17 protein-coding genes and 1 pseudogene are annotated in these 25,008 nt (G+C 71.2%); 4 read left to right on the top strand and 14 right to left on the bottom strand.

Going from position 1 to position 25,008, the window contains the following annotated elements:
* Positions 1-216 precede the first annotated feature (216 nt).
* The 6 genes and pseudogenes from ilvC to ACIRL2_RS07305 all read right to left on the bottom strand — a co-directional run bounded on the left by ilvC (position 217) and on the right by ACIRL2_RS07305 (position 10,013).
* Positions 217-1,215: a ketol-acid reductoisomerase gene (ilvC, locus tag ACIRL2_RS07330; protein WP_395873462.1), complete on the bottom strand. Its 999-nt coding sequence runs from the start codon at positions 1,213-1,215 to the stop codon at positions 217-219.
* Between the two features lie 138 nt (positions 1,216-1,353).
* The gene (gene ilvN / locus ACIRL2_RS07325) at positions 1,354-1,881 is read right to left on the bottom strand and encodes an acetolactate synthase small subunit (protein ID WP_020556335.1); all 528 of its coding nucleotides are present in this window, start codon (positions 1,879-1,881) and stop codon (positions 1,354-1,356) included.
* Between the two features lie 42 nt (positions 1,882-1,923).
* Positions 1,924-3,696 (bottom strand): annotated as a pseudogene (locus ACIRL2_RS07320) (acetolactate synthase large subunit); the annotation flags it as partial.
* 340 nt (positions 3,697-4,036) lie between these two features.
* Positions 4,037-6,790 (bottom strand): putative bifunctional diguanylate cyclase/phosphodiesterase, encoded by a 2,754-nt coding sequence (locus ACIRL2_RS07315; protein ID WP_395873389.1) that lies wholly within the window; start codon positions 6,788-6,790, stop codon positions 4,037-4,039.
* A 620-nt stretch (positions 6,791-7,410) separates the two neighbouring features.
* The gene (locus tag ACIRL2_RS07310; RefSeq protein WP_402230743.1) at positions 7,411-8,982 is read right to left on the bottom strand and encodes a DUF2079 domain-containing protein; all 1,572 of its coding nucleotides are present in this window, start codon (positions 8,980-8,982) and stop codon (positions 7,411-7,413) included.
* Between the two features lie 89 nt (positions 8,983-9,071).
* Entirely contained in the window at positions 9,072-10,013 is a 942-nt protein-coding gene (locus tag ACIRL2_RS07305; RefSeq protein ID WP_402230741.1) for a 2-hydroxyacid dehydrogenase, read from the bottom strand.
* Positions 10,014-10,155: 142 nt separating this feature from the next.
* Here ACIRL2_RS07305 and ACIRL2_RS07300 point away from each other — a divergent pair, with 142 nt between their 5' ends.
* Complete coding sequence (locus ACIRL2_RS07300) at positions 10,156-11,262, top strand: PQQ-dependent sugar dehydrogenase (RefSeq protein WP_402230865.1); 1,107 nt, start codon at positions 10,156-10,158, stop codon at positions 11,260-11,262.
* 9 nt (positions 11,263-11,271) lie between these two features.
* Here ACIRL2_RS07300 and ACIRL2_RS07295 read toward each other — a convergent pair whose 3' ends face one another.
* The 7 genes from ACIRL2_RS07295 to gatC all read right to left on the bottom strand — a co-directional run bounded on the left by ACIRL2_RS07295 (position 11,272) and on the right by gatC (position 21,325).
* Positions 11,272-13,050: a hypothetical protein gene (locus tag ACIRL2_RS07295; protein ID WP_402230739.1), complete on the bottom strand. Its 1,779-nt coding sequence runs from the start codon at positions 13,048-13,050 to the stop codon at positions 11,272-11,274.
* Positions 13,051-14,111: 1,061 nt separating this feature from the next.
* Positions 14,112-17,057, bottom strand: a complete 2,946-nt coding sequence (locus ACIRL2_RS07290; RefSeq protein WP_402230737.1) for a helix-turn-helix transcriptional regulator — start codon at positions 17,055-17,057, stop codon at positions 14,112-14,114.
* A gap of 101 nt (positions 17,058-17,158) precedes the next feature.
* The gene (locus tag ACIRL2_RS07285; RefSeq protein ID WP_395873394.1) at positions 17,159-17,461 is read right to left on the bottom strand and encodes a hypothetical protein; all 303 of its coding nucleotides are present in this window, start codon (positions 17,459-17,461) and stop codon (positions 17,159-17,161) included.
* A 315-nt stretch (positions 17,462-17,776) separates the two neighbouring features.
* Complete coding sequence (gene gatB / locus ACIRL2_RS07280) at positions 17,777-19,261, bottom strand: Asp-tRNA(Asn)/Glu-tRNA(Gln) amidotransferase subunit GatB (RefSeq protein ID WP_395873464.1); 1,485 nt, start codon at positions 19,259-19,261, stop codon at positions 17,777-17,779.
* Between the two features lie 14 nt (positions 19,262-19,275).
* On the bottom strand, positions 19,276-19,512 hold the full coding sequence (locus tag ACIRL2_RS07275; protein WP_395873396.1) for a hypothetical protein: 237 nt from the start codon (positions 19,510-19,512) through the stop codon (positions 19,276-19,278).
* 17 nt (positions 19,513-19,529) lie between these two features.
* Positions 19,530-21,023: an Asp-tRNA(Asn)/Glu-tRNA(Gln) amidotransferase subunit GatA gene (gene gatA, locus ACIRL2_RS07270; RefSeq protein ID WP_395873397.1), complete on the bottom strand. Its 1,494-nt coding sequence runs from the start codon at positions 21,021-21,023 to the stop codon at positions 19,530-19,532.
* 5 nt (positions 21,024-21,028) lie between these two features.
* Positions 21,029-21,325: an Asp-tRNA(Asn)/Glu-tRNA(Gln) amidotransferase subunit GatC gene (gene gatC / locus ACIRL2_RS07265; RefSeq protein WP_395873398.1), complete on the bottom strand. Its 297-nt coding sequence runs from the start codon at positions 21,323-21,325 to the stop codon at positions 21,029-21,031.
* A 337-nt stretch (positions 21,326-21,662) separates the two neighbouring features.
* Between gatC and ACIRL2_RS07260 the strand changes: the two genes are divergently transcribed.
* The 3 genes from ACIRL2_RS07260 to ACIRL2_RS07250 all read left to right on the top strand — a co-directional run bounded on the left by ACIRL2_RS07260 (position 21,663) and on the right by ACIRL2_RS07250 (position 24,682).
* Positions 21,663-22,583 (top strand): alpha/beta fold hydrolase, encoded by a 921-nt coding sequence (locus ACIRL2_RS07260; protein WP_395873399.1) that lies wholly within the window; start codon positions 21,663-21,665, stop codon positions 22,581-22,583.
* 213 nt (positions 22,584-22,796) lie between these two features.
* Positions 22,797-23,744, top strand: coding sequence for a LysR family transcriptional regulator (locus tag ACIRL2_RS07255; protein ID WP_395873400.1), 948 nt, complete (start codon positions 22,797-22,799; stop codon positions 23,742-23,744).
* A 68-nt stretch (positions 23,745-23,812) separates the two neighbouring features.
* A complete protein-coding gene (locus ACIRL2_RS07250) occupies positions 23,813-24,682 on the top strand; it encodes a serine hydrolase (RefSeq protein WP_395873465.1) in 870 nt (289 codons plus the stop codon).
* 44 nt (positions 24,683-24,726) lie between these two features.
* Here ACIRL2_RS07250 and ACIRL2_RS07245 read toward each other — a convergent pair whose 3' ends face one another.
* Positions 24,727-25,005, bottom strand: a complete 279-nt coding sequence (locus ACIRL2_RS07245; RefSeq protein WP_402230734.1) for a type II toxin-antitoxin system RelE/ParE family toxin — start codon at positions 25,003-25,005, stop codon at positions 24,727-24,729.
* Between the last annotated feature and the right edge of the window lie 3 nt (positions 25,006-25,008).

The raw sequence follows: 25,008 nt of genomic DNA, 5'->3' as shown, positions 1-25,008 counted from the left end.
GAGCCGCAAGTTTTGACTTCGTGCCCCGGAGCGAAGCGGAGGGACACGAAGTCACGAGCGAGGCGCCGCTTTTTTGCGGAGGAGCGAAGCGGGGGAGCAAAAAAGCGGCGCCTCGCGAGCCGGCGACGAAGTCGCCCAAAAAGCAGCACCCCGGACCGATCCCGGCCCGGGGCACTTCACACCGCCGAAGCGGCAGGCAACACGTCGAGTCGAGGATCAGCCCTCGTTCGTCACCCAGCTCATCATCTTGCGGAGCTCCTTGCCGGTGGTCTCCAGCTTGTGCTCGGAGTCCGCCTTCACGTACTCCTTGTACTTCGGCAGACCCGCCTCGTACTCCGCCATCCACGCGGTCGCGAACGAACCGTCCTGGATCTCGGCGAGCACCTTCTTCATCTCGGCCTTGGTGTCGGCCGTGATGATCCGGGGGCCGGTGATGTAGTCGCCCCACTCGGCGGTCTCCGAGATGGACCAGCGCATCTTCTCCAGGCCGCCCTCGTACATGAGGTCGACGATGAGCTTCAGCTCGTGCATGCACTCGAAGTAGGCGATCTCCGGCTGGTAGCCGGCCTCGACCAGGGTCTCGAAGCCCGCCTTGACCAGCGCCGAGGCGCCGCCGCAGAGCACCGCCTGCTCACCGAACAGGTCGGTCTCGGTCTCCTCGGTGAAGGTGGTCTTGATGACGCCGGCACGGGTGCCGCCGATGCCCTTCGCGTAGGAGAGGGCGAGCGCCAGGCCCTGGCCCGACGCGTCCTGCTCGACCGCGACGATGCACGGCACGCCGCGACCCTCTTCGTACTGCCGACGGACCAGGTGGCCGGGGCCCTTGGGGGCGACCATGCACACGTCGACGTTGGCCGGCGGCTTGATGAAGCCGAACCGGATGTTGAAGCCGTGCCCGAAGAACAGCGCGTCGCCGTCCTGCAGGTTGGGCTCCACGGCCTCGGCGTAGACCTTCGCCTGGACCGGGTCCGGGGTCAGGATCATGATGACGCTCGCCTCGGCGGCGGCCTCGGCGGGAGTGACGACCCGCAGGCCCGCCTCCTCGGCCTTGGCGCGGCTCTTCGAGCCCTCCAGCAGACCGACCCGCACGTCGACACCGGAGTCCCGCAGCGACAGCGCGTGGGCGTGACCCTGGCTGCCGTAGCCGAGCACCGCGACCTTGCGGTTCTGAATGATGGACAGGTCGGCGTCGTCGTCGTAGAACAGCTCGGCCACTTCGGGGTTCTCCTTCAAGACTGGGTTTTCGGGGCCACGCCCCGCTCGTCATCTTCGCAAATCACGAACGAACCGCGTGCCGCCGGTTTGAAATGTGGACCATGACGGTCCGTCAGAACCGAGGTCCGGACATATCCGTCAGGCCGAGCGCTCCACCGACCGCAGCGAACGGTCGGTGATCGAGCGTCCGCCGCGGCCGATCGCCACGACGCCGGACTGGACGAGTTCCTTGATGCCGAACGGCTCCAGCATGCGCAACATCGCGGCCAGCTTGTCGGGGCCGCCGGTGGCCTCGACGGTGACCGCCTCGGGCGAGACGTCGACCGTCTTGGCGCGGAAGAGCTGGACGATCTCCACCACTTGCGAACGCGTCTCGTGGTCCGCGCGCACCTTGACCAGCAGGAGCTGGCGCTGCACCGACGCGGGCGGATCCAGCTCGACGATCTTGAGCACGTTGACCAGCTTGTTGAGCTGCTTCGTGACCTGCTCCAGCGGCAGTTCCTCGACCACGCTGACCACGATGGTGATCCGCGAGATGTCCGGATGCTCGGTGGTGCCGACCGCGAGCGAGTCGATGTTGAAGCCCCGACGCGAGAACAGCGCGGTGATCCGGGCGAGGACACCGGGCTTGTTCTCGACAAGGACCGAGAGGGTGTGCTTGGACATGATCGCTGGACTCCTATGCCTTCCTGATGCCCTGTCGGCCTGTCAGTCGTCCGAGTCGCCGAAGTCGGGACGCACGTCGCGCGCGGCCATCACCTCGTCGTTGGAGGAACCCGCCGCGACCATCGGCCACACCATCGCGTCCTGGTGGACGACGAAGTCGATGACCACGGGAGCGTCGTTGATCGACATCGCCTTGTGGATGATCTCGTCCAACTGGTCCGGGCTCTCGCAGCGCAGCCCGACGCAACCCATCGCCTCGGCGAGCTTGACGAAGTCCGGCAGCCGGCGGCTCTGCAGGTCGGTGTTGGAGTAGCGCTCGTTGTAGAAGAGCGTCTGCCACTGGCGGACCATGCCCAGGGTGCCGTTGTTGATGATGGCGACCTTGATCGGGATGTCGTTGACCGCGCAGGTGACCAGTTCCTGATTGGTCATCTGGAAACAACCGTCGCCGTCGATCGCCCACACCGTGGTGTCCGGCATGCCGGCCTTGGCGCCCATCGCGGCGGGCACCGAATAGCCCATGGTCCCGGCGCCGCCGGAGTTGAGCCAGGTGTACGGCTTCTCGTAGCGGATGAACTGCGAGGCCCACATCTGGTGCTGGCCGACGCCGGAGGCGAAGATCGTGTCCGGGCCCGAGATCGCGCCGAGCCGCTCGATCACCAGTTGCGGCGACAGCGAGCCGTCCGCGGGCACGTCGTAGCCCAGCGGGTAGGTCTCGCGCCAGCGGTTCAGCGCGGTCCACCACTCCTGGTAGTCGCCGAACCGGCCCGCCTCGTGCTCGGCCTGGACCGCGACCACCAGGTCGGCGATCACCTCGCGGGCGTCGCCGACGATCGGCACGTCCGCGGTGCGGTTCTTGGAGATCTCGGCCGGGTCGATGTCCGCGTGCACGATGGTGGCGTACGGCGCGAAGGTGTCCAGCTTGCCGGTGACCCGGTCGTCGAAGCGGGCGCCGAGCGCGAAGATCAGGTCCGACTTCTGCAGCGCGGTGACCGCGGCCACCGTGCCGTGCATGCCCGGCATGCCCAGGTGCTGCGGGTGGCTGTCCGGGAACGCGCCCAGCGCCATCAGCGTGGTGACCACCGGCGCGCCGGTCAGCTCGGCGAGGATCTTCAGTTCGGCCGACGCGTGCGCCTTGAGCACCCCGCCGCCGACGTACAGGACCGGGCGCTTGGCCTCGCTGAGCAGCCGCGCGGCCTCGCGGATCTGCTTCGCGTGCGGCCGGGTGACCGGGCGGTAGCCGGGCAGTTCGGGGGTGCCGTTCCAGACGAAGTCGGTGGTCGCCTGGAGCGCGTCCTTGGAGATGTCGACCAGGACCGGGCCGGGCCGGCCGGTGGAGGCGATGTGGAACGCCGCGGCGATCGTCGGCGCGATCTCGGCCGGGTCGGTGACCAGGAAGTTGTGCTTGGTGATCGGCATCGTGATGCCGCAGATGTCCGCCTCCTGGAAGGCGTCCGTACCGATCGCGGCGCTGGCCACCTGACCGGTGATCGCGACGATCGGCACCGAGTCCATGTGCGCGTCGGCGATCGGCGTCACCAGGTTGGTCGCGCCGGGGCCCGACGTGGCCATGCACACCCCGACCTTGCCGGTGGCCTGCGCGTATCCCTCCGCGGCGTGACCCGCGCCCTGCTCGTGCCGGACGAGGATGTGGCGCACCTTCGTCGAGTCCATCATCGGATCGTAGGCGGGAAGAATCGCGCCCCCGGGGATGCCGAAGACCGTGTCCACCCCTGCGGCTTCCAGGGAGCGGATCAGCGCTTGGGCTCCTGTCACCTGATCGGTCATGCTTTCGTCTCTTCTCGATCTGAAGTCGGCATATCGAGTGGGGCGCGAGGCCCGGACCCGTCGGACTGCAACAAAAAACCCCCCGTGCCGTTAGGCAAGCGAGGGGGGCGCGCGAACCGACTCGGTGGTCAGTGCACGCGCTTCTCAAGTACGAGGATGCGGGTCTGCATGCCCGCGACTCTCCCTCCGCGCCCGTGTACGTGTCAAGCCGGCTCTTCACGCGTCTCAGTATTCGAGACTCTTTGTCCAGGACTGACGGGACGTCATGGTTTCGGCCGGCCCCGGTGCCGCCGCGGACACCCCTGCGGTCACCACCTCGGACACCGACCCGGATGCCGGCGCCGCTCGGGGCCCGCCGCGGCCACACTCACAGCTGCGACCTGGGCACCTGGACCGGCAGCGGCGCGCGCGCCTCCGGGAGCGGCTCCGGACGCGGGCCGCGCACCGCGCTGTTGCCCAGCGGCGTCTGGCCGAGCACATCGAAGATCGTGTCCCCGGACACCGCCGGGTGGAACCAGTTGCCCTGCCCCCGCTGACAGCCCATCTCGCGAAGTATGTCGACCTGCGCGTGGCTGTCGATGCCGGCCGCCACCAGGGTCAGTCCGGATTCCAACCCGAGGCGCACGATGGTCGAGGTGAGCACGGTCAGGTGTGGACACGTGCCGACCTCGGCGACGAACGAGCGGTCGATCTTGAGTACGTCCACCGGCAGTCGGCGCAGGTAGGTGAGCGAGGAGTGGCCGGTGCCGAAGTCGTCCAGGGACAACCGCACACCCAACCGGCGCAGCACCGCGATCCGGCTCAGCAGCAGTTCGTCGCCGTCCGGCAGCACGTTGTCGGTGATCTCCAGGGTCAACGCGCCGGCCGGCAGATCGGCACCGCGCAGGGTCTCCTCCAGCACGTCCAGGAAGCCGGGGCCGGTGAGTTGGCGGGCCGCCAGGCCGACCGTGACGCCGATCTCGTGCCCGGCGGCCCGCCAGGTGGTCGCGGCCAGCGCGCTCTCCTCCAGCAGCCTGCGGCCCACCGCCGAGAGTCGGCCGTCCACGCCCGCGGTCAGCCGGACGTGGTCGGCCCGGCCGGGCACCACGCCGTCCTCGACCCGACACAGCGCCGCCTCCACGTCGCGCACCCGACCGGTGTCCAGGTCCACCACCGGTTGGTACGACACGGCCAGCCGGCCGTCCCGGTCCACCCGCCGGCGCCCGGCGGCGCGGGCCGCGCGGCGCTCCACGTCGGCGTCCATGTCGGGGGTGTAGACCTCGACCCGGCCCTTGCCGCCGTCCTTGGCCCGGTACATCGCGGCGTCCGCGTGCCGCATCAGGTCGGCCGGTGCGATGCCGGGCGCGGAGAAGGCGATCCCGATGCTCGCCGCGACGCGTACCTCGCCGTCGGCGATCCGGTACGGCGCGGACAGCGTGGAGAGCAGCCGTTCGGCGATCTCCCGGATCGCCCGCGGGGTGGGGTCGCCGACCAGGAGCGCGGCGAACTCGTCGCCGCCGAACCGGGCCACGGTGTCACCGATCCGAACCGCGTGTTCGAGCCGGCGCGCGGCCTGCACGAGCAGTTCGTCGCCCGCGGTGTGCCCGTAGTTGTCGTTGACGGCCTTGAACCCGTCCAGGTCGACGAACAACACCGCGATGGTGGGGGTGATCCCGCGCCGCTGGGCCAGCGCGTGCTGGATCCGGTCCTCGAACAGGGCCCGGTTGGGCAGGTCGGTGAGCCGGTCGTGGAAGGCGTCGTGCTCCAGTTGGGTCTGCAACTTGATCCGGTCGGTGACGTCGCGGCTGTTGAAGATCAGCCCGTCGCCGTAGCGGTTCACCGCCGATTCGGTGTGCAGCCAGGTGCCGCCGGCCGAGCGGATCCGACATTCCACCCGCACCATCGCGGTGTCCGCCTCGCCCACCGGCACCGCGCCGTCCAAGAACGCGCGTAGTTCGCGCTGTACCCGCGCGCTCTCCTCGGGATGGATGAGCAACTCCAGCCGGGTACCGACCAACTCCTCGGGCTCGAACCCGTACACCCGGCGCACTGCGTGGCTGACGTACTGGAGCACGCCGTCGCTCGCCGCGATCATGATCACATCGCTGGAGCCCTGCACCAGGGACCGGAAGTGGCTCTCCTTCGCCGACAGTTCCTGGGCCATGAACACGTTGTCGACGAGTGTGATGCCCTGCCGCAGGACCAGGGTGACCAGTACGGTCGCGCCGACGCCGAGCACCACCTTGTCCGGCGCGTGGCCGGCCACCGCGCCGCCGAGCACGCCGGCGGTGCACACCGCGGCGGCGATGTAGGGGGTGAGCGCGGACAACATCGAGATGGTGCGGTGTCGGGGACGCTCGTGCGCCTCGACCCGATCGCCGGTCCACGGCGCGATCGCGAGCAGCAGGCTGCCCGCGAACCAGCCCGCGTCCAGCAGTCCGCCCGAGCGGTAGCCACTGTTGAGTCCGGGTGTGGTCCACAGCGCGTCGCTCATCACGGTGACCGCGAGGCCCACCAGCGCCAGGTTCAGTGCCGCGCGATCTCCCGAACCGGCCCGAAAACGCAATCCGAGGACCATGCTGATCATCAGGATGTCGAGCACCGGATAGGCGAGGGTGAGCACGATCTTGAGGATGTCCGAGCGATCCCCGTTGGTACTGCGGGCCAGCGCGAGACTCCAGCCGAGCGTGAACAGCGAGCCCGCGATCAGCCACCCGTCCAGCGCCATGCAGGTCCACGCCGCGATGCCGCGCGGGCGCTGCGCCACCAGGAGCAGGCCAACGATGGTGGGCGGCGCGAACAGCAGGAAGATCACGTCGGTGGGACCGGGCGTGGGCACCGGGACGTCCAGGACGACCTCGTACCAGCCCCAGATCCCGTTGCCGAGCGAGACCATCGTGGCGGAGAAGGCGAACAGCGCCCACGACAACCGGGCCCGACCGGATTCGCGCACGGCCTTGAGCGCGCAGGAGATCGCCGCCACGGCCGCCGCGGCCGCCAGGCCGAAGTCGCCCATCGCCAGCGACAAGGTCGGATTGCCCCAGCCCTGGAGCGCACCGATCGCGTACACGAGACACAGCGGCACGATCAGATACTTCAACTGCCGCTGCGTAGGGGTGTCGGCCAAGATCAGCAGCCGCACCGGGTCGTCGTGGCTCGGCCACTCCGGCAGTGGTCCCCCGGCATTCCGCACTCCCCTCTGCCCGAAGTCGCCGCCACGGCGCTTCATGGCACTGCACCGGCCCTCACACCCCAGCCGTGAGGCGGGGCGGTCGGCGCCGGCGCGACGGGGGTGCGACACCCGACCGTGCGCGTCTCTCAACGCCCCACGACTCGGACGATACACCAACCCGTCACTGTGAGCTTGTCTTACTCAACACAGAGTAACTAATGATGGCCGGCATGGGAGTCCCTTCCCGTGCATTTGTGACAAAGTCCCGACACTGGACGGAAAAAGGGGCTCTGATCAGGGCAAACCTGGGAGTTTCAACGATCGCCCGGCGGCCTTCGCGGGGTCCGGAAGGCGGGCCGAGGCCCCGCCGGGGGCTCGGCAGGGCCTCAGTGCGGCCTCGGTGGGGCCGGATCGGTGGGCACTCGGGGTCGGCAACGCGGTGCGGTCCGGCGACGCGCGCCGGCGACGGAGAACTCGGACGGCCGAGCGTGTGACCGGCGCGGAGGGCGCGGGCGGGTCGCTCGGCCGTGGGCACGGGTGGGCGCTCGACCGCCCTCGGATTTCGTGGCGCCCCCGGTCGGGTGCCCGGTTCAGTCGCGCTTGAGCAGGACCGCGCCCGGTTCGCGCGCCACCTCGGTGAAACCCTGCCCGATCAGGTGCGCGATCCAGTAGCGGGCCCAGTCCTTGTTGTTGCCCCACACCTCGATCGCCGCGTACCCGCGCCCGGGCAGCAGGGTCGGGAAGTCGGTCACCCGCCCCGCCCGCGAGACCAGTTGCGGCGAGAAGCTCATCGTGGCCGACACCGTCGCGCCGTCCGGAACCCGGTCGAGCACCTTGTGCGCCGAGCGCACCCGGTCCGGCACCATATAGGTGCGCTTGTGCAGCAGGTCCATCAGCGGGAAGTCGCGCGCGAACGCCAGCGACACCGCGAGCGGGACGATCGCGGCGTGGACCGCGTACCGGCGCAGCCAATCCACCCGCGACGCGCGCAACCGGACCACACCGTCCACGAACGCCGCGAACACGATCGGCATCAGGACCGCGCTGTAGTGGAAATACGTGCCCCAGTAGTACTCGTTGCTGGAGGTGAACCGCCACAACATCGTCGGCACGATCATCGCCAGGATCGGCGAACGCAGCGCGATGAACCCGGTGGGCAGCAACAGCGTGAACAGCGTCATCCACTTCACGCTGGGCAGCACCATCGACATGGGCAGTTCGATGACCAGCTCGGAGATCGGCACCCGGCCCAACGGCGTGGTGGGATCCGCGTTGCCGGAGCGCTGGCTGGAGTCGAGGTTGCCCCAGAACGCGTACGTGTCGTTGGGGTTGATCGCCGGCAGCAGCACGAAGATCGCCAGCGCGAACGCCGACGCGCCGATCAGCACGTGCGCCGCGGCCATCTTCCAGCGGCGCAGCAGCAACAGCGGTACGGCCGCCGCGGCGAAGGTGAGCCCGAGGTCCTCCTTGACCAGGATCAGCGGCAACCACCAGGCCATCGCCGTGAGGTACCGGCCGAGCAGGAAGCGGTCCAGGCCGAAGGCCAGCAGCGGAACCGCGAACGCGATCTCGTGGAAGTCGAACGAGACGGCCGACTGGATGCCCCAGGACAGGCCGTACGCGATGCCGAGCGCGGCCGTGCCCCACGGGCCGAACGCGCGCGCGGCGATCCGGGTGATCGGCACGACCGAGATCGCCACCAGGAACGCCTGGGCGACCAACAGCGTGCTCGGACCGGGAAAGACCCGGTAGATCGGACCGAGCAGCGCCAGGATCGGGTGGAAGTGCTCGCCGAGCACGTTGAAGTCCGGCGCCCGGATGTCCGACACGGGCGCCTCGAAGTTCGAATACGCCCGGACCACCTGCTCGAACAGACCCAGGTCGTAGGCGTGCGTCTCCATCCGGCGATGCCGCAGCAGCGAGTGCGTCGTGTAGATCACGAAGAACAGCGCGGCAAGCAGGTACGGCAGGGCGCCCGAGCCGATCCGTCGCCTGGCCCGCTCGACGACCGTGCGCAATCCGTGGTCGTGTTCACCCGTTCGGGGAGCGATCACCGCCGGTTCGACAACCGCCGGGGCGGCGGGCGCGGCGGCCGCCTCGGCGGTGTCGAGGGCCTCGAACCGCCTGTGAACAGCGCCGGGCGCCGTCCCCCTGTCTTTCATGTCTCTCCGTCCGGGTCGGCGTGCGCGGGCACACCGTACCGGTGTCGGCCCTTACTCAAAGCAGAGCGCGACCGGACGGTTTTTGTTGCTCAATCGCGCACGACGTTCGCCGGAGTCACCCCTTCGGACCAGCGTTCGAGCTGCTCGCGGATCAGCCGCAGGGCACGTGGGAGGAAGGCGGACGAGCTGCCGCCGACGTGCGGGCTGATCAACGTGCCGGGGGCGAAGCGCAGCGGGTGGTCGGCGGGCAGCGGCTCGGGATCGGTGACGTCCAGCGCCGCGCGCAGGCGGCCGGCGTCCAGTTCGGCGAGCAGCGCTTCGGTGTCCACGACCGGGCCGCGCGCGACGTTGACCACGAGCGCGCCGGCCGGGAGCCGGGCCAGGAAGTCGGCGTCGACGAGGCCGCGGGTGTCCTCGGTGAGCGGAACCGTCACGATCACCACGTCGGCCCGCGGGAGCAGTTCGGGCAGCTCGGCCATCGCCCGGACCGGTCCGTGCGCGCCGGCCCGGGCGCTGCGGGCGACCCGGACCACGTCCACCTCGAAGCCCTGGAGCCGGCGGTCCACCGCTTCGCCGATCGCCCCGTACCCGAGGATCAGCACGCTCTTGTCGGCCAGCGCCGGATAGAACCCCGACCGCCACTCGCCCGCGTCCTGGCCGCGCACGAAGGTCGGGATGTCGCGCAGCGCGGCGAGGGTGAGGGTGATCGCGAGTTCGGCGGTGCTGGTCTCGTGGATGCCTCTGCCGTTGCACAGCAGCACACCGGGCGGCAGGTACGGCAGCACGTGTTCGTAGCCCGCGGTCAGCGTCTGGATCATCCTGAGCCGGGGCATGTCCGCGATCCGGGCGAGCGGTTCGCGGTCGAAGGTGTACGGCAGGACGTACAGCTCGACGTCGGCGGCGGTGTCCGGCACCGCGCCGTCGAAGCCGTCGTAGACGTCGACGATCGAGGAGCCGCCGCCGAGTTTGCCGGGGAGCGGGGCGAGTTGTTCGAGGGTGTACGGAACCCAGATCCTGCCTTCGGTGACCATGGCAGGAACTCTAAATGTCGTGTCGGGCCCCTCCCTCGCGGGCCCGGGCCGCTTAGGGTCGAGGTAACCCGAGAAGGTGGTGTTTCCGGTGCGCACACGCCGTCCCAAGGCTCGTTGGCCCGCCCTGGCGCTCGCCGTCGCGATGGCGGCCGGACTCACCGCGTGTGGTGGTGACGGCGGCTCGTCGGACGGCAAGGCCACACCGGGTGGCTCCTCCGCGCCGGTGGCCGGGACGCAGCCGCCGAACGTGCCGGCCGGGCCGACCGCGGCCAAGGTCGCCGAGCCGGTCGTGGCCGGCGAGTTGGCCCGGGATCTGAACACGCCGTGGGGCGTGGCGGTGCTGCCGGACAAGGACGCGCTGGTGTCCTCGCGCGACACGGGCACGATCACCCGCTTCGGTCCGGGCACACCGACGCCGGTGGTGGTGGGCACGGTGCCGGGTTCGGTGCATCGCGGGGAGGGGGGTCTGCTCGGGATCGCGGTGTCGCCGAGCTTCGCGACCGACCACTTCCTGTACGCGTACCTGACCACGGAACAGGACAACCGGATCGTCCGGATGACGTACGTGCCGGGGCAGCCGTTGGGCGGCCCCGAGGTGCTGGTCTCCGGGATCCCGGCGGGCTCGAACCACAACGGCGGCCGGATCGCGTTCGGCCCCGACGGCATGTTGTACGCGGGCACCGGCGAGGCCGGCCGCAAGGCCCTGGCGCAGGACGTCTCCTCGCTCGGCGGCAAGATCCTGCGACTCACCCCGGACGGCAAGCCGGCGCCCGGCAACCCGTTCCCTGGCTCCCCGGTGTGGAGCCTGGGTCACCGCAACGTCCAGGGCCTGGCCTGGGATTCGACCGGGCGGCTGTGGGCGGGCGAGTTCGGCCAGGACACCTGGGACGAGCTGAACCTGATCCGCTCCGGCGCCAACTACGGCTGGCCGGAGGTCGAGGGCACCGGCGACGACCCGCGGTACATGAACCCGGTCGCCCAGTGGGCCACCGACGACGCCTCCCCGAGCGGCATCGCGATCCTGGGCGACGTCGTCTACCTGGCCGGCCTCAAGGGCGAACGGCTGTGGCAGGCCCCGATCCTGGGCTCCACGGTCGGCACGCCGAAGGCGTACTTCCAGGGCAAGTACGGTCGGCTGCGCACGGTGCTGGTCGTCTCGGGCGAACTGTGGTTGACCACCAGCATGACGGACGGCCGGGGCAGTCCGCGCAAGGGCGACGACCGCGTCCTGCGCCTCGTGTTGAACTGACCGCCGGGGTCAACCGGCGGCGGCCGCGCACAGGTCGGCGAGTTCGGTCAGGGTGCCCTCGAAGTCGGCGGTCAGGCCGGCCAGGATCACCCAGGCCTCCGGGTTGGGGCCGATCCGCTTGCCGAGTCGGGCCAGTGCCGGGCGGGCGCTGCCCGGGGCCCAGTGGTAGGCGTCGATCGCGACCAGGGCCTCGAACGCGTGCCGGGCCGGGCGGGCGTACCGGACGACCTCCTCGGCATCCAGCTCGCCGGAGGTGACCGCGGCGACGAGCCAGGAGTGCCACGGATCGAGCGGGGTGTCGCGAAGCCGGTCGGCGGGTGGCCGGCGGTGCTCGGGTATGGGCGGTTCGGCACGCGGTCCCCGGTCCCAGCGGGCGCGCAACTCCCGTAGCGGGGTCGGGTCCTCGGCGGCCAACGCGGCCTGCGCGGTGACCCTGATCCGCTCCGGGAACAGCTCGCCGTGGCGGCCCAGGATGTCGGCGGTCACGCTCGGGTCGGCGCGCTCCCACAGGCTCAGCACGATGTCGATCCAGTCGATCCGGCGCAGCTTGCGGGCCTCGCAGCCCGGCAGCGCGTGGTCCACCAGCGCGGGATCGCCGGACAGCGCGTACGCCTCGGGCTCGCCGCCGAAGGGCGGCTCGTTGAGCAATTGGGCGCGCAGCTCCGGGTGCATCGGGACGCGGGGGCGGTCGGCCCGGCGGCCGGCGTAGATCTCGCGGCGCAGTTCGGCGGTGACGCCGGAGCGGTTGTCCACCAGGAGTCGGTCGAGCCGGTCGTCGCCGAGGTCCTTGAGCAGGCCGGCGTAGTGTCGGCCGATGCTCTGGTGCTCGGCGAGCGCCGCGAGCAGCGCGTGGTGTTCGCAGCGCAGCGCCGCGTCGGCGACGTTCGGCAGCGGCGGGACGTTGCCCGGGAGCAGCGCGACCGCCGCCGCGTCGTCGAGGTGCGGTATCAGGGTGGTGAGTTCGTCGGCGGTGAGCCGGCGGAGCAGGAAGGCCATGGACGGCCGTACGGCCGCGGGCACCCGGATGGCGGCCTCGCCCGTGTGCGTCCTCGCGTCCGCGAACAGTTCGGGCAGGGTGCCGGCGTGGCGGCCGAGGGTGCGGGCCACGTGCGCCCAGGCGGCGGGGTTGGTGCCGAGCGTGTCGACCACCTCGGGCCGGAGCAGTTCGTGGATGGTGGTCTCGCCGGTGACGTAGGCGTGTTCGCGGGAGACCACGGCGAGCACCTGGGCGGCGACGCGCGCGGGTCGCATGCGGTCCAGGATCTCGCGCGGCGCCAGCACACCGGCACGCAGCGCGGGTCCCACCTGGTCGAGCGCCTCGGTCCGGGTGACGGGCACATCCGGCCGGTGCAACACGCTCACGGACCCGGCGCGGCGAGCGGTGTACGCGAGCAGCGGATGCGCGCGCAACAGCGCGAGCTTGCGCTCCACCGCCACCCCCGCGCGCCGCAACTCCCGGCGCCCCAGGTCGAGTATCTCGTTCGGACCGCCCGGCGGATCGAGGACCTCGTCCTCACCCTCCGGCGGAAACACCCAGGCCACCACCGGATACCCACCGGCCTCGATCAACCGACACAACTGCGCCGCGGTCAGCCGCGGATTACCCGCGGCCCGCACCACCTCTTCGGCACTCCCACACGCGGCGATCGCATCCACCAACGCATCCGACAAACACACCTCACCCCCCACCCAGGCATCCGCCCCCCGCACCCCCACCAACCGCGCGAACACCCCACCCACCTCGTCCGCGCCCAACTCCCGCAACACCAGCCCCAACCCCTGCCCCATGACTCCCCTTCCCTCCGCCCCCACGCTAACCCCCACCACCCCCACCCCCTCCGCCCACCACCACCCCGCCCGCACCGGCGACAGACGCGTGCGCGGGGGACGCGGCGCAGCAGCAGCGGAGGCGGAGGCGGGCCCGGACGCGCCCGCAGACGCCACGACATCGACAGAGCGAGCGGTAGCGGTCGTCGCGGGCGCAACGACGTCGGCGACACACGCGGCAACACCCGGCACGAGAGGTAGCGAACACGAACACAGCACCGGCGGGCGGAGCGGCGACGGTTGGCGCCGTCGCAGCGGACGCGGCCGTCGCGGACGCCACGGCATCGACGGCGCGAGCGATAGCGGTCGTCACGGCCGCAACAACGTTGGCGACACACGCGGCAACACCGGACACGAGAGGCAGCGGACGCGGCCACAGCACCGGCGGGCGGGCGCGACAGGTTTTCAAGGCGGAGTCGTAAATCGGCCCGGCCCCGAGAATCAGTCCAACGCGGCGGGAAGCGCACTGACGCGGCCGTCGCGCGCAATGGTCAAGGTGACCCGCGGCCTACCCCCGAAGCCCAACCCCCAGGCGCGTCAGCGCCCCCGACCCCCGCCCACCCAAGTGATCGACGCGCGAAGCGCGGAGAGCGGCGGAGCCGCAAGTTTTGACTTCGTGCCCCGGAGCGAAGCGGAGGGACACGAAGTCACGAGCGAGGCGCCGCTTTTTTGCGGAGGAGCGAAGCGGGGGAGTAAAAAAGCGGCGCCTCGCGAGCCGGCGACGAAGTCGCCCAACAAACAGCAACGCCGCGGAACACGACTCTGCCCAGCCCACCACGCCCGCCCCCGCGACCCCCGCAACCTGGCCCGGCCTCACCCACGACCCCCACACACCCACCGACCCGCCCCCGCGACCCCCGCACCCCGACCCGGCCTCACCCACGCCCCCCACACACCCACCAACCCACCCCACGACCCCCGCACCCCAGCCGTGCCGAGCCCACCCCGTCTCCCCCGCCGAGCCCACCCCGTCTCCCCCGCCGACGGCAACGCCGCCCCACCCCACCCCCACCCCCACGAATTCACCCGTCCACCAAATGCAGCCGATGTGCCACCGCTGCCGCTTCCCCCCGGCCGGTGACCTCGAGCTTGGCGAGGATGTTGGAGACGTGGACGCTGGCTGTCTTGACGCTGATGTAGAGCTCTTCGGCGATCTGGCGGTTGCTGCGGCCGTCGGCGACCAGTCGCAGGACGTCGATCTCGCGTGGGGTGAGGGTCGGCAGCGGGGTGCCGGGGTCGCCCTGGGGGCTCGGGGCCATCCGGGCGCGGCGAGTGAGCAGGTCGATGACCTCGCGCAGGGCCTTGGCGTCCAGGCGGACGGCCACCTCGGCGGCGGTGGCCAGCGGCGTCGCCGCGGCGTCGCGGTCGCCGGCGGCGAGCAGCGCCTCGGCGTGCCGGAATTGCGCCCAGGCCGTGCGATAGGGCTGCTCGGTCAGCTCCCAGGAGCACACCACCCGGCCCCACTGCTCGGCGTCGTCGGTGCCCGCCGCGCGGGCCAGTTCGGCCTTGACCAGCCCCGCGTACGCCGCGTCGAGCACGCAGTCGACCGCGAGCGAATCCGCCATCGCCGCGATCCGGTCGGCGATGTCCTGGCGGGTCCTGAGCTCGGATTCGCGAGGGCGCACGGTCGAGGTGCGCGCGTCCGCCTCGTTCCCGGCCGCGTCGGCGAGCAGTTGCCACATGTACCGCTGGTGGCCCGGCGGACAGCCGACCCCCTCCAGTGCCGCCACCAGCGCCTCGCGGGACTCGTCCAGTCGCCCCTGGGCCTCGGCCACCCGGATCTCGGCCCGCGCCAGCGGGATCCCGTACTGCGCCTCGACGTAGCGCGATCCCGCGGCCAGTCGGGACCGCTTCAGGTGCGCGGTCGCACCCCGTACGTCACCCCGGGCCAGACACAGGTCGACCAGTTGCAGTTCGAGGTGGCGGGTGGTCTGCGGCCCGGGGTCGAGGTCGAGGGTCTTCTCCACCAGCGTCTCCAGGTCGGCCCAGTCGCCGGCCGAGAGCAGCGACTCGGCGAGGTTGCCCAGCGCGAACGAGCCGGAGGTGCGGGTGAGCCCGCGCTCGGCGGCGAGTTCCATCGCGCGCCGCGCGGCCACCGCGCTCTCCCGGTGCCGGCCCAACCCCTCCAGCAGCGATGCCTTGTTGCTCAGGATGTGCACCAGGCTGTCCGGCTCGCGGCTGCTGATCGCGCCCTGCTCGGCCAGCTCGAGCTGTGCCATGCCCTCCTCGATCCGGCCGATCTGCACCAGACCGCACGCGAGGGTCTTGCGTGCCTCGGCCTCGATGTCGGGGCTGGCCACGGTGCGCGCACGCTCCAGCGCGACCATCGCCTCGGCGATCGCCTCGTCGCCCTCGCCGTCGAGCATCCGGTCCCGCGCGATGTGCGCGAGCACCCGGGCCTGCTCCATCGACGGCGGCAGGCCCTCCAGGATCTCCTTGGCCCGGCGCAGCTCCGGCATGCCCGACGAGCGACACAGGTTGCGCAGGCCCTGGGCCTTCTCCCGCCACAGGAACGCGGCCAACTCCGGCTCGGCGACCGGGTCCACCAACTCGATCGCGCGCTTGCAGAAGTGGATGGTCAACTCGCGCTCGCTGCCCAGCCGGGCCGCGGTGACCGCCTCCATGTAGATGTCGAGCAGCCGTCGACCGCTCAGCTCCTCCGGGTCGGGCACCTGTTCCCACAACAGCAGCGCGCGCTCCAGGAGCCGGGTGCGCTCGTCGAAGGCGTACCGCTCCCGCGCCGCCTCGGCCGCCGCGAGCACCGCCGGCAGCGCCTTGACCGCCTTGCCGGCGTGGAACCAGTACGTGGCGATTCGACCGCGCAACTCGTCGGCGGCCACCAGGTCCGGACAGCGCTCCAGCGCCTCGGCGAAGGTCGCGTACAGCCGGACCCGCTCCCCCGGCATCAGGTCCTCGCGAATCGCGGTGCGCACCAGCGCGTGCCGGAACTGGAACTCGTCCCCGATGGGTACCAGTACGTGTGCCGACACCGCCGTGCGCAGTGCCTCCTCCAAGCGGTCCGGGTCGAGCCAGGACACCTCGGTGAGCAGCCGGTGGCCGACGGTGACCCCGCCGATCGCCGCCAGTCGGATCACCTTCTGGGTGTCCTCGGACAGCTCCTCGATCCGAATCAGCAACAAATCCCGCAAAGTATCCGAAATACCCGTGAGTTGCCCATCCCGAATGGAACAGGCGAGTTCCTCGACGAAGAACGCGTTCCCCTCGGACTTCTGAAAGATCTGACGAATCAGGCGGCGCGGCGGATCCTCGCGCAGGATGCCGCGCAACTGGTCGCCGACCTGGGCGCGGGTGAGCCGGGCCAGGTCTATTCGGGCCACGTTGTGCACCCGGTCCAACTCGGCCAGGAAGGACCGCAGCGGATGCCGCCGCCCGACCGCGTCGGCCCGATACGTCCCGACGATCAGGATCCGGCCGGTACGCAGCAGCCGGAACAGGAAGCCGAGCAGTTCGCGCGTGGACGAGTCGGCCCAGTGCAGGTCCTCGATCGCGATCACGAGGGTGCGGTCGCCGCCGAGCCGCTCCAGCAGACCGAGCATCAGCTCGAACCGCCGGACCCGGTCGAACTCGCCGTCGCGCGCGATCGTGCCCGGCGCGAGGTCGGGCAGCAGCCACGCGAGATCGCGCTCGCGGCCGGCCACGGCCTCGGCCAACTCGGGGCCGATCCGGCGGGAGAGCGTGCGCAGCGCGGCGGAGATGGGCGCGAACGGCAGACTCTCCGCGCCCAACTCCAGACAACCACCGACGGTGGTCACCGCGCCCTGCGCCTCCGCACGCTCCAGGAACTCCTGGAGCAGGCGCGTCTTGCCGACGCCGGCCTCGCCCCCGACGAGCACGACGCCCGGCGTGCCCTCGTCGGCTTCGCGCAAAGCCGTGAGGAACCGCGCCATTTCCACTGACCGGCCTACGAACACGGGAGAAACAGAAGTACTCGCCACAGTGCCGAGCATGTCATGTCCCGCCGGTGCGCAGCCGGGGATTTCTCGCCCGGCGAAACCCGTTTGCGCAGGTCAACCAAGGGGTTTCAGTGGGCGTGTCCGGCGTCACGTACTCACCGGGCGTGCAGGTGGAGGCTTCCGATGCTCCACCCGAATACGCCGCGATCGGAACTGAGACCGCCGGCACCTTGGCCGCTTCGCCGCTCTTCGCGCCGGGCCACCCGCGCGGCCTTGGCCGCACGCCGACCCGCCTTCAGCGCCTCACGGACCATCCGGTCGTGGTCGGCGGTCGCCCGCAGCTCGCGCTCACGGGCCTGGAACAGTTCGTACTCCAACATGGTGTCGACCTCCTGGTCACCGAACCGGTCGCTCCGGCTCGTGGTACGAGCCTCGCGTCCCAGGGGGCCTTCGGGCATCGGTCGGATGCCGCATCCGAGTCGCTCACCTCGTCCACGGCCGATCTAAGGCGTCCGAGAAGAACCCGATAAGGGGGTCGAACAGACCTAGGGAGAACCCCGGCCGAACATCGCCCGGTACCTACGGACACCCCGGCACGCCCCCACGCCCGACGACACACACGCCGAAGGGCCCCCGATCGCAACGCGACCGAAGGCCCTCCTCGACGAACCACGAACACACAAACGGAGAACGGCGAACGGCGAACGGCGAACACGTCGAACACAACGAACCCGCCGAACCCGCCGAACCGCCGAACCGCCGAACACGACGGGTCAGGACACGCCCAGGCGCTCCAGGATCAGCTCCCGTACCCGAGCCGCGTCGGCCTGCCCGCGCGTGGTCTTCATGACCGCGCCGACCAGGGCCCCGACCGCCTGCACCTTGCCCCCGCGGATCTTGTCGGCGATGCCCGCGTTGGCCGCGATCGCCTCGTCCACGGCCGCGCCGAGCGCCGAGTCGTCGGAGACGACCTTGAGCCCGCGCGCCTCGACCACCGCGTCCGGCTCGCCCTCGCCGGCCAGCACGCCGTCGATCACCTGGCGGGCCAGCTTGTCGTTCAGCTCGCCGCCCTTGACCAGCGCGGCCACCCGCGCGACCTGGGCCGCCGTGATCGGCAGCGTGGCCACCTCGACGCCGCGCTCGTTGGCCCGCCGGGACAGCTCGCCCAGCCACCACTTGCGCGCCGCGTCCGAGTCGGCCCCGGCGTCGATCGTGGCCAGGATCACGTCCAGGACACCCGCGTTGACCATCGACTGCATCTCGAAGTCGTTGACGCCCCACTCGGCCTGGAGCCGGGCGCGGCGCAGCGACGGCAGCTCGGGCAGCGTGCAGCGCAGTTCCTCGACCCACTCGCGCGAGGGCGCCACCGGCACCAGGTCGGGCTCCGGGAAGTACCGGTAGTCCTCGGCCTCTTCCTTGATCCGACCGGCGGTGGTGCTGCCGTCGTCCTCGTGGAAGTGCCGGGTCTCCTGCACGATGGTGCCGCCGTCGGTGAGCACCGTGGCGTGCCGCTGGATCTCGAACCGGATGGCCCGCTCGACCGAACGCAGCGAGTTGACGTTCTTGGTCTCGCTGCGGGTGCCGAACTTCTCCCGGCCCTTCGGGCGCAGCGACAGGTTCGCGTCGCAGCGCATCTGGCCGAGTTCCATCCGGGCCTCGGACACCCCGAGCGCGCGGATCAGCTCGCGCAGCTCGGCCACGTACGCCTTGGCCACCAGCGGGGCCAGTTCGCCCGCGCCCTCGATCGGCTTGGTGACGATCTCGATCAGCGGGATGCCGCACCGGTTGTAGTCGAGCAGCGAGTAGTCCGCGCCGTGGATGCGACCGGTCGCGCCGCCCATGTGCAGCGACTTGCCGGTGTCCTCCTCCATGTGCGCGCGCTCGATCTCCACCCGCCAGGTCTTGCCCTCGACCTGGACGTCGAGGTACCCGTCGAACGCGATCGGCTCGTCGTACTGCGAGGTCTGGAAGTTCTTCGGCATGTCCGGATAGAAGTAGTTCTTCCGGGCGAAGCGGCACCACTCGGCGATGTTGCAGTTGAGCGCGAGGCCGATCCGGATCGCCGACTCGACCGCGACCGCGTTGACCACGGGCAGCGCGCCGGGCATGCCCAGACAGGTCGGACAGACCTGGCTGTTGGGCTCCGCGCCGAACTCGGTCGAGCAGCCGCAGAACATCTTGGTCGCGGTGCCCAGCTCGACGTGGACCTCCAGGCCCATCACCGGGTCGTAGGTCTCCAGCGCGTCCTCGTAGGACATCAGGCTGGTGGTACTCACAGGGCGTCGGCCTCCGTCAGCTCTTCCTCGACCTCGCGCATCGCGCGGATCAGCAGCGCGAAGCCGGTGACCACGGCGGCGGCGCTGATCACCGCGTCGGCCAGCTCCAGCTTGTCGTTCTTGCCGCGGGCCTCCTTGATCTGCTTGAGCACGCCGATCGCGCCGAAGAGCTGCATGCCGACGCTGAAGACCTTGGCGACGTTGCTCTTGGGGGCTTTCTTCTTCTTGGCCATATCGACTCCTCGGAAAGTCAGAGCGCGGGTGCGCGGTCGAGCAGCGGGGCACCCCAGCGGGACAGGTAGGCGGCCTCCACGGCGGCGCCCACCCGGTACAGCCGATCGTCGGCCATGGCCGGCGCGATGATCTGGAGGCCGACCGGCAGGCCGTCCTCGTCCGCGAGGCCGCACGGCAGCGACATCGCGGCGTTGCCCGCGAGGTTGGACGGAATGGTGCACAGGTCCGCGAGGTACATCGCCATCGGGTCGTCCGCACGCTCGCCGATCGGGAACGCGGTGGTCGGCGTGGTCGGCGAGATCAGCACGTCCACCTGCCCGAACGCGGCCTCGAAGTCACGCGTGATGAGCGTGCGGACCTTTTGTGCCTGGCCGTAGTAGGCGTCGTAGTAACCGGACGACAGCGCGTACGTACCGAGCATGATCCGGCGCTTGACCTCGGCGCCGAAGCCGGCCTCGCGGGTCAGCGACATGACCTCCTCGGCCGAGTGTTCGCCGTCGTCGCCGACCCGCAGCCCGTAGCGCATCGCGTCGAAGCGGGCCAGGTTGGACGACGCCTCGGAGGGCGCGATCAGGTAGTACGCGGGCATCGCGTAGGTGAAGTTCGGGCAGGAGATCTCGACGATCTCCGCGCCGAGTTCGCGCAGCAGCTCGACCGCGTCGGCGAAGCGCGCCAGCACGCCCGCCTGATAGCCCTCGCCGCCGAACTCCTTGACCACGCCGATCCGCAGGCCGCGGACGCTGCCGCTGCGCGCGGCCTCGACCACGTTCGGCACCGGCGCGTCGATCGAGGTCGAGTCGAGCGGGTCGTGCCCGGCGATCGCCTCGTGCAGCAGCGCGGCGTCGAGCACCGTGCGCGCGCACGGGCCGCCCTGGTCGAGCGAGGACGAGAAGGCCACCAGGCCGTAGCGGGAGACGCCGCCGTAGGTGGGCTTGACGCCGACCGTGCCGGTGAGCGCGGCGGGCTGGCGGATCGAGCCGCCGGTGTCCGTGCCGATCGCCAGCGGCGCCTGGAAGGACGCGATGGCGGCGGCCGAGCCACCGCCGGAGCCGCCCGGGACCCGGGTCGGATCCCACGGGTTGCCGGTCGGGCCGTACGCGGAGTTCTCGGTGGAGGAGCCCATCGCGAACTCGTCCATGTTGGTCTTGCCGAGGATGACCACGCCCGCGTCCTTGAGCCGGCGGGTCAACGTCGCGTCGTACGGCGGCTTCCAGCCCTCGAGCATCTTCGACCCGCAGGTGGTCGGCACGCCCTTGGTGGTGAACACGTCCTTGAGCGCGAGCGGCACACCGGCCAGCGGGCCGAGCTTGTCGCCGCGCGCGCGGGCGTCGTCGACGGCCTTGGCGGCGGCGAGCGCGCCGTCCGCGTCCACGTGCAGGAACGCGTGCACCTTGGCGTCGACGGCCTCGATGCGGTCCAGGTGGGCCTGGGCGACCTCGACGGCGGTGACCTTGCCGTCGGCGATGGCGGAGGCGGTCTCGGCCGCGGTCCAGCGAATGGTCTCGGTCATGGCCGTCACTCCTCTCCCAGGATGCGGGGCACCCGGAAACGCTGCTCTTCGGCGGCCGGCGCACCGGACAGCGCCTCCTCGGCGGTGAGCCCGGGGCGGATGACGTCCGGCCGCATGACGTTGGTCAGCGGCAGCGGGTGCGAGGTCGGCGGGATGTCGTCGGCTGCGACCTCGGCGACGCGGGCGACCGCGCCGATGATGTCGTCGAGCTGCGCGGCGAGGTGATCAAGCTCCTCGGCCCCGAGCTCCAGCCGCGACAGCCGGGCGAGGTGGGCGACCTCCTCGCGCGTGATGCCAGGCATGCAGCGGGTTCCTTCGGTTTGACGGGTGTGATGCAGGCCAGTCTATTGGCCCGATGGCCGACATCGGCGCGGCCCGCCGGCGCCTCGCGACCCGCCCGCCGGCCCCGAGCCGGCGGTACCCCGGGTGCGAATAATTCCGGCCGGATGGCACATCTCGTCGAACAACCCGGAAGTAACTTCACTCAAATGCCAACTTCCGTTACCGACTGGGTAAGAGAACCTTGCGAAGCCACTCTCCGGTCTGCGTCCCCCCGCGTCGATCGGCCCTTCGCACAACTCTTGGGCCCGGCGTCCGAGAGCGCGCTCGTCAAGGACTCGGGGCTTGGGAGGGGACACGATGGCCGCCATCGTGCTGGTACACGGGATCGCGCAGGAATACAGGTCGGCCCACACACTCGAGGAGGAGTGGGTCCCACGTCTGGCCCGGGGAGTGAAGGCAGCGGGGTTTCCCGAGGTCGCGGACCGGCTGTGGAAGTACCGCCACACCCGTCGCGGAATCGACGCGCGGATGGCGTTCTATGGTGACCTGCTCCGCCGGCACCCGTCGCAGGGCGAGATGATCGACGAGGACATCCAGCACGAGGTGACCGCGCGCATAGGTCGCGAATGGCTGGATCGCGCCGCGGTTCGCGGCTCGGTCCCGCCGGAACGACAGCGTGCGGCACGGGAGATCGCCCGCCTGGAGGGCGGGCCGGGGGAGACGGGGCGCACCGTCGTGCTCTCCCCCACTTGCGGACTGGCCGGGCTGCGCTGGTTCGCCGCCGACGGCCCGGGCTCGGCCGGCGGCTTCGTGAACAAGGCGCTGACCCAGCTCACCCGCTACCTGACGGATGATCAGACCCGCAATCGGGTGCTGGATCGGGTCGGCGCCGAGATCGGCTTCGACACCAAGGTGGTGATCGGGCACTCGCTCGGTGCGGTGGTCGCCTACGAACTCGCGCACCGGCTGCGCAGACCACTGCCGCTGTTGATCACGCTCGGGTCGCCGCTGGGCCCGGACACCGTCGTCGACTCGTGGGTGCGACCGCAGCCCGCGCAGCCGCCGGCGTTCGTGGAGAACTGGGTGAACCTGGCCGACCGCGACGACCTCGTGGCGGCCGATCCCACCCTGTCACGGATGTTCCCGGTTCCCGCGGAGGGCGGGCCGGTGCTGCGTGGTGGATACACGGGCGAACACGGCGCGGAGCCGCACAAGGCCTGTTTCTACCTCCAGCGGCGCGAGATAGGTCGAAGTGTGGGGTTGGCCTTCGGAACCTGACGTCGGCGCAGGACGCGGGGCCCGGTCGCACGACGCAGGGCTCGTTCGGGACGGATCCGAGCGGGCCCCGCGTTGTGTCGGCCGAAGCGGCTCGGCGTCGGATCGGCGCCGCCCACCGGTCGGGTCGGTACCGCCCTCGGGCGCGAGTCGCCCGCCCGCTCCGGGATCGTGATCGGGCCGGGAGCGATAGTCGGACGGCTATCATCGCCGGCCATGGACCTGCTCCGACATCTCCGGTACTTCCGGACCGTCGCGGAGGAAGGACATGTCGGCCGGGCCGCCGAGCGCCTGCGCATGGCTCAGCCGTCGTTGTCCCAGCGGATCCAGCGGCTGGAGCGCGAACTCGGCGTGCGCCTGTTCGACCGGAACAGCCGAGGCGTCGTGCTGACCCCGGCGGGCCGGGTCGTGCTGGCCGAGGCGGGCGAGCTGCTCGGCGCCGCCGACCGGCTCGGTGCCGCGGTGGCCGGGCTGCGCGGTGGGACCACCGGTGCGATCCGCGCGGCGGTCCCGCCCGATCTCGGTGGTGCGGCGGTTGCGGCGATCCTGACCGGCTTCCGAGAGCGTTCGCCGGGCGGCGCTTTGGAGTTGCGCGAGCTGACCACCACCCGGCAGTTGCGTGAGTTGGCGGCCGGCACCCTGGACGTCGGCGTGGTCCGGCATCCGTGCGCGGTGGCCGACCTGGAGGTGGGCCCGATGCTGCGTCAACCGCTCGGCGTGCTGTTGGCCGCCGACGATCCGCTCGCGACCCCGACCGAGGTCGCGCTCGCCGACCTGACGGGGTGTGAGTTGGTGCTGTTCCCGCGAGAGTTCGCCCCGGCGCTGTACGACGAGACGCTGACCGCGTGTGCCCGACACGGGTGTACGCCGGCGGTCGTGCACGACGTGCCCGGCGGCGACTTCGCCCGGGCCCTGGTGTTGTCCGGCGCGGCGGTGGCGCTGGTCCCGCAGACCGCGCCCGAGCCGGGCACGGTGTGGCGCCCGTTGGCGGGCGGGCCGCTCGCGTGGCGGACCTCGACGGCGTGGCCGCGGGGCACCGACGGGCCGGCCGTACGCGCGTTCGCCGAGACCGCGCACGCGGCGCTGCGGCGGCATGCCGGTGTCCTGGCCGATCATCCCGGGCGGCCGCTCTTTCCGCGTCCGGCCTCGGAGTTCCCGCTGTGACCCGGCCCGGATCCGCGCCTGGCTCGCACGGCTCGCACGGCGGCCGACGGCGTGCCGCGCGGGCTCGGATCGCCGACGCGTTCGCCGACGCGGGGGTGAGCGGTGTGCTGCACGCGGTCGACATCGACACCGGCGCCGAAGTCGATCTGGGCGCGGACACGCTGTACAGCACGGCGAGCCTGCACAAGCTGTGTCTGGTCACCACGCTGTTCCGGGAGGCGGCGGCCGGTCGGGTCGAGCTGACCGAGCGGATCGAGCTGCCCGCGGGCGCGGCGCGCAGTCCGGGCGGGACCGGCGTGGCCGCGATGCTGGACCCGGTCACCATGTCGCTGCGCGACCTCGCGTCGCTCGCGGTCGCGGTGAGCGACAACGCGGCGGCCGACGCGTTGTGGGACACCCTGGGCCTGGACACGGTCAACGCGACGATGCTCGAACTGGGCCTGACCCGCACGGTGGCGATCGAGCCCCTGCGCGAGATGTACGCCGGTCTGCGGGCGGACGCGGGGCCGGGCGGCCCGGCCGCGCTGGTCGACCCGACCGTGGTGGCCCGGCTGCGGGCGCTGGACCCGAGCCGGTCCAACCGGGGTACGCCGCGTGACCTGACCCGGTTGCTGGGCGCGATCTGGCGGGACGAGGCGTGTACCGGCGAATACGGGGTGGGGCTGCGACGGGTGCTCGGCCTTCAGGCGTGGTCGCATCGGATGGCGTCCGGCTTCCCGTTCGACGACGTGCGGGTGTCCGGGAAGACCGGGACGTTGCCCACGCTGCGGCACGAGGCGGGGGTGGTCGAGTATCCGGACGGCGGCCGGTACGCGATCGCGATCTGCACCCGGTCCGCCGACACGTCCGCGGCACTCCCGGCCGCCGACGCGGTGATCGGAACGGCCGCCAGGATGGCGGTGGACGCACTCCGGCTGGCGCCTCGCGAGGTCGCCTGAGCCGGTTGTCGCCACCACGGGCCGTGACGCGGCTTCGGGCCGCCCTACCGGCCGCGGTAGACGTCGCAGCGATTGCCGACGACCATTACCCATACGATCAGTTGGCCATGTTCGACGGTGTACACGACCCGGTAGTCCCCGACGCGGAGACGCCATCGCGAACTGTGCCCCTGTAGGGCTTTGATGTCGAAGGCCGCGGTGTCCCCCTCGTCCATCGCCCTCTGCAGTTCCGTCAGGCGACGGAGGATCCGCACGGCGTCGGGACGGGGAATCTTGAGCAGATCCCGCTGGGCATGCGGGGTGAACCGCGTGACGTAACCCATGCG

The organism is Embleya sp. NPDC127516 (assembly GCF_044765325.1).
Lineage (GTDB): Bacteria > Actinomycetota > Actinomycetes > Streptomycetales > Streptomycetaceae > Embleya.
This window is presented reverse-complemented; position numbering and strand designations above follow the sequence as displayed.

Coding starts and splice junctions, on each gene's coding strand:
- ilvN (WP_020556335.1), bottom strand. CDS start 1,881: ATGTCCAAGCACACCCTCTCGGTCCTTGTCGAGAACAAGCCCGGTGTC.
- ACIRL2_RS07310 (WP_402230743.1), bottom strand. CDS start 8,982: ATGAAAGACAGGGGGACGGCGCCCGGCGCTGTTCACAGGCGGTTCGAG.
- ACIRL2_RS07305 (WP_402230741.1), bottom strand. CDS start 10,013: ATGGTCACCGAAGGCAGGATCTGGGTTCCGTACACCCTCGAACAACTC.
- ACIRL2_RS07300 (WP_402230865.1), top strand. CDS start 10,156: ATGGCGGCCGGACTCACCGCGTGTGGTGGTGACGGCGGCTCGTCGGAC.
- ACIRL2_RS07295 (WP_402230739.1), bottom strand. CDS start 13,050: ATGGGGCAGGGGTTGGGGCTGGTGTTGCGGGAGTTGGGCGCGGACGAG.
- ACIRL2_RS07290 (WP_402230737.1), bottom strand. CDS start 17,057: ATGCTCGGCACTGTGGCGAGTACTTCTGTTTCTCCCGTGTTCGTAGGC.
- ACIRL2_RS07285 (WP_395873394.1), bottom strand. CDS start 17,461: ATGCCCGAAGGCCCCCTGGGACGCGAGGCTCGTACCACGAGCCGGAGC.
- gatB (WP_395873464.1), bottom strand. CDS start 19,261: ATGTCCTACGAGGACGCGCTGGAGACCTACGACCCGGTGATGGGCCTG.
- ACIRL2_RS07275 (WP_395873396.1), bottom strand. CDS start 19,512: ATGGCCAAGAAGAAGAAAGCCCCCAAGAGCAACGTCGCCAAGGTCTTC.
- gatA (WP_395873397.1), bottom strand. CDS start 21,023: ATGACCGAGACCATTCGCTGGACCGCGGCCGAGACCGCCTCCGCCATC.
- gatC (WP_395873398.1), bottom strand. CDS start 21,325: ATGCCTGGCATCACGCGCGAGGAGGTCGCCCACCTCGCCCGGCTGTCG.
- ACIRL2_RS07260 (WP_395873399.1), top strand. CDS start 21,663: ATGGCCGCCATCGTGCTGGTACACGGGATCGCGCAGGAATACAGGTCG.
- ACIRL2_RS07255 (WP_395873400.1), top strand. CDS start 22,797: ATGGACCTGCTCCGACATCTCCGGTACTTCCGGACCGTCGCGGAGGAA.
- ACIRL2_RS07245 (WP_402230734.1), bottom strand. CDS start 25,005: ATGGGTTACGTCACGCGGTTCACCCCGCATGCCCAGCGGGATCTGCTC.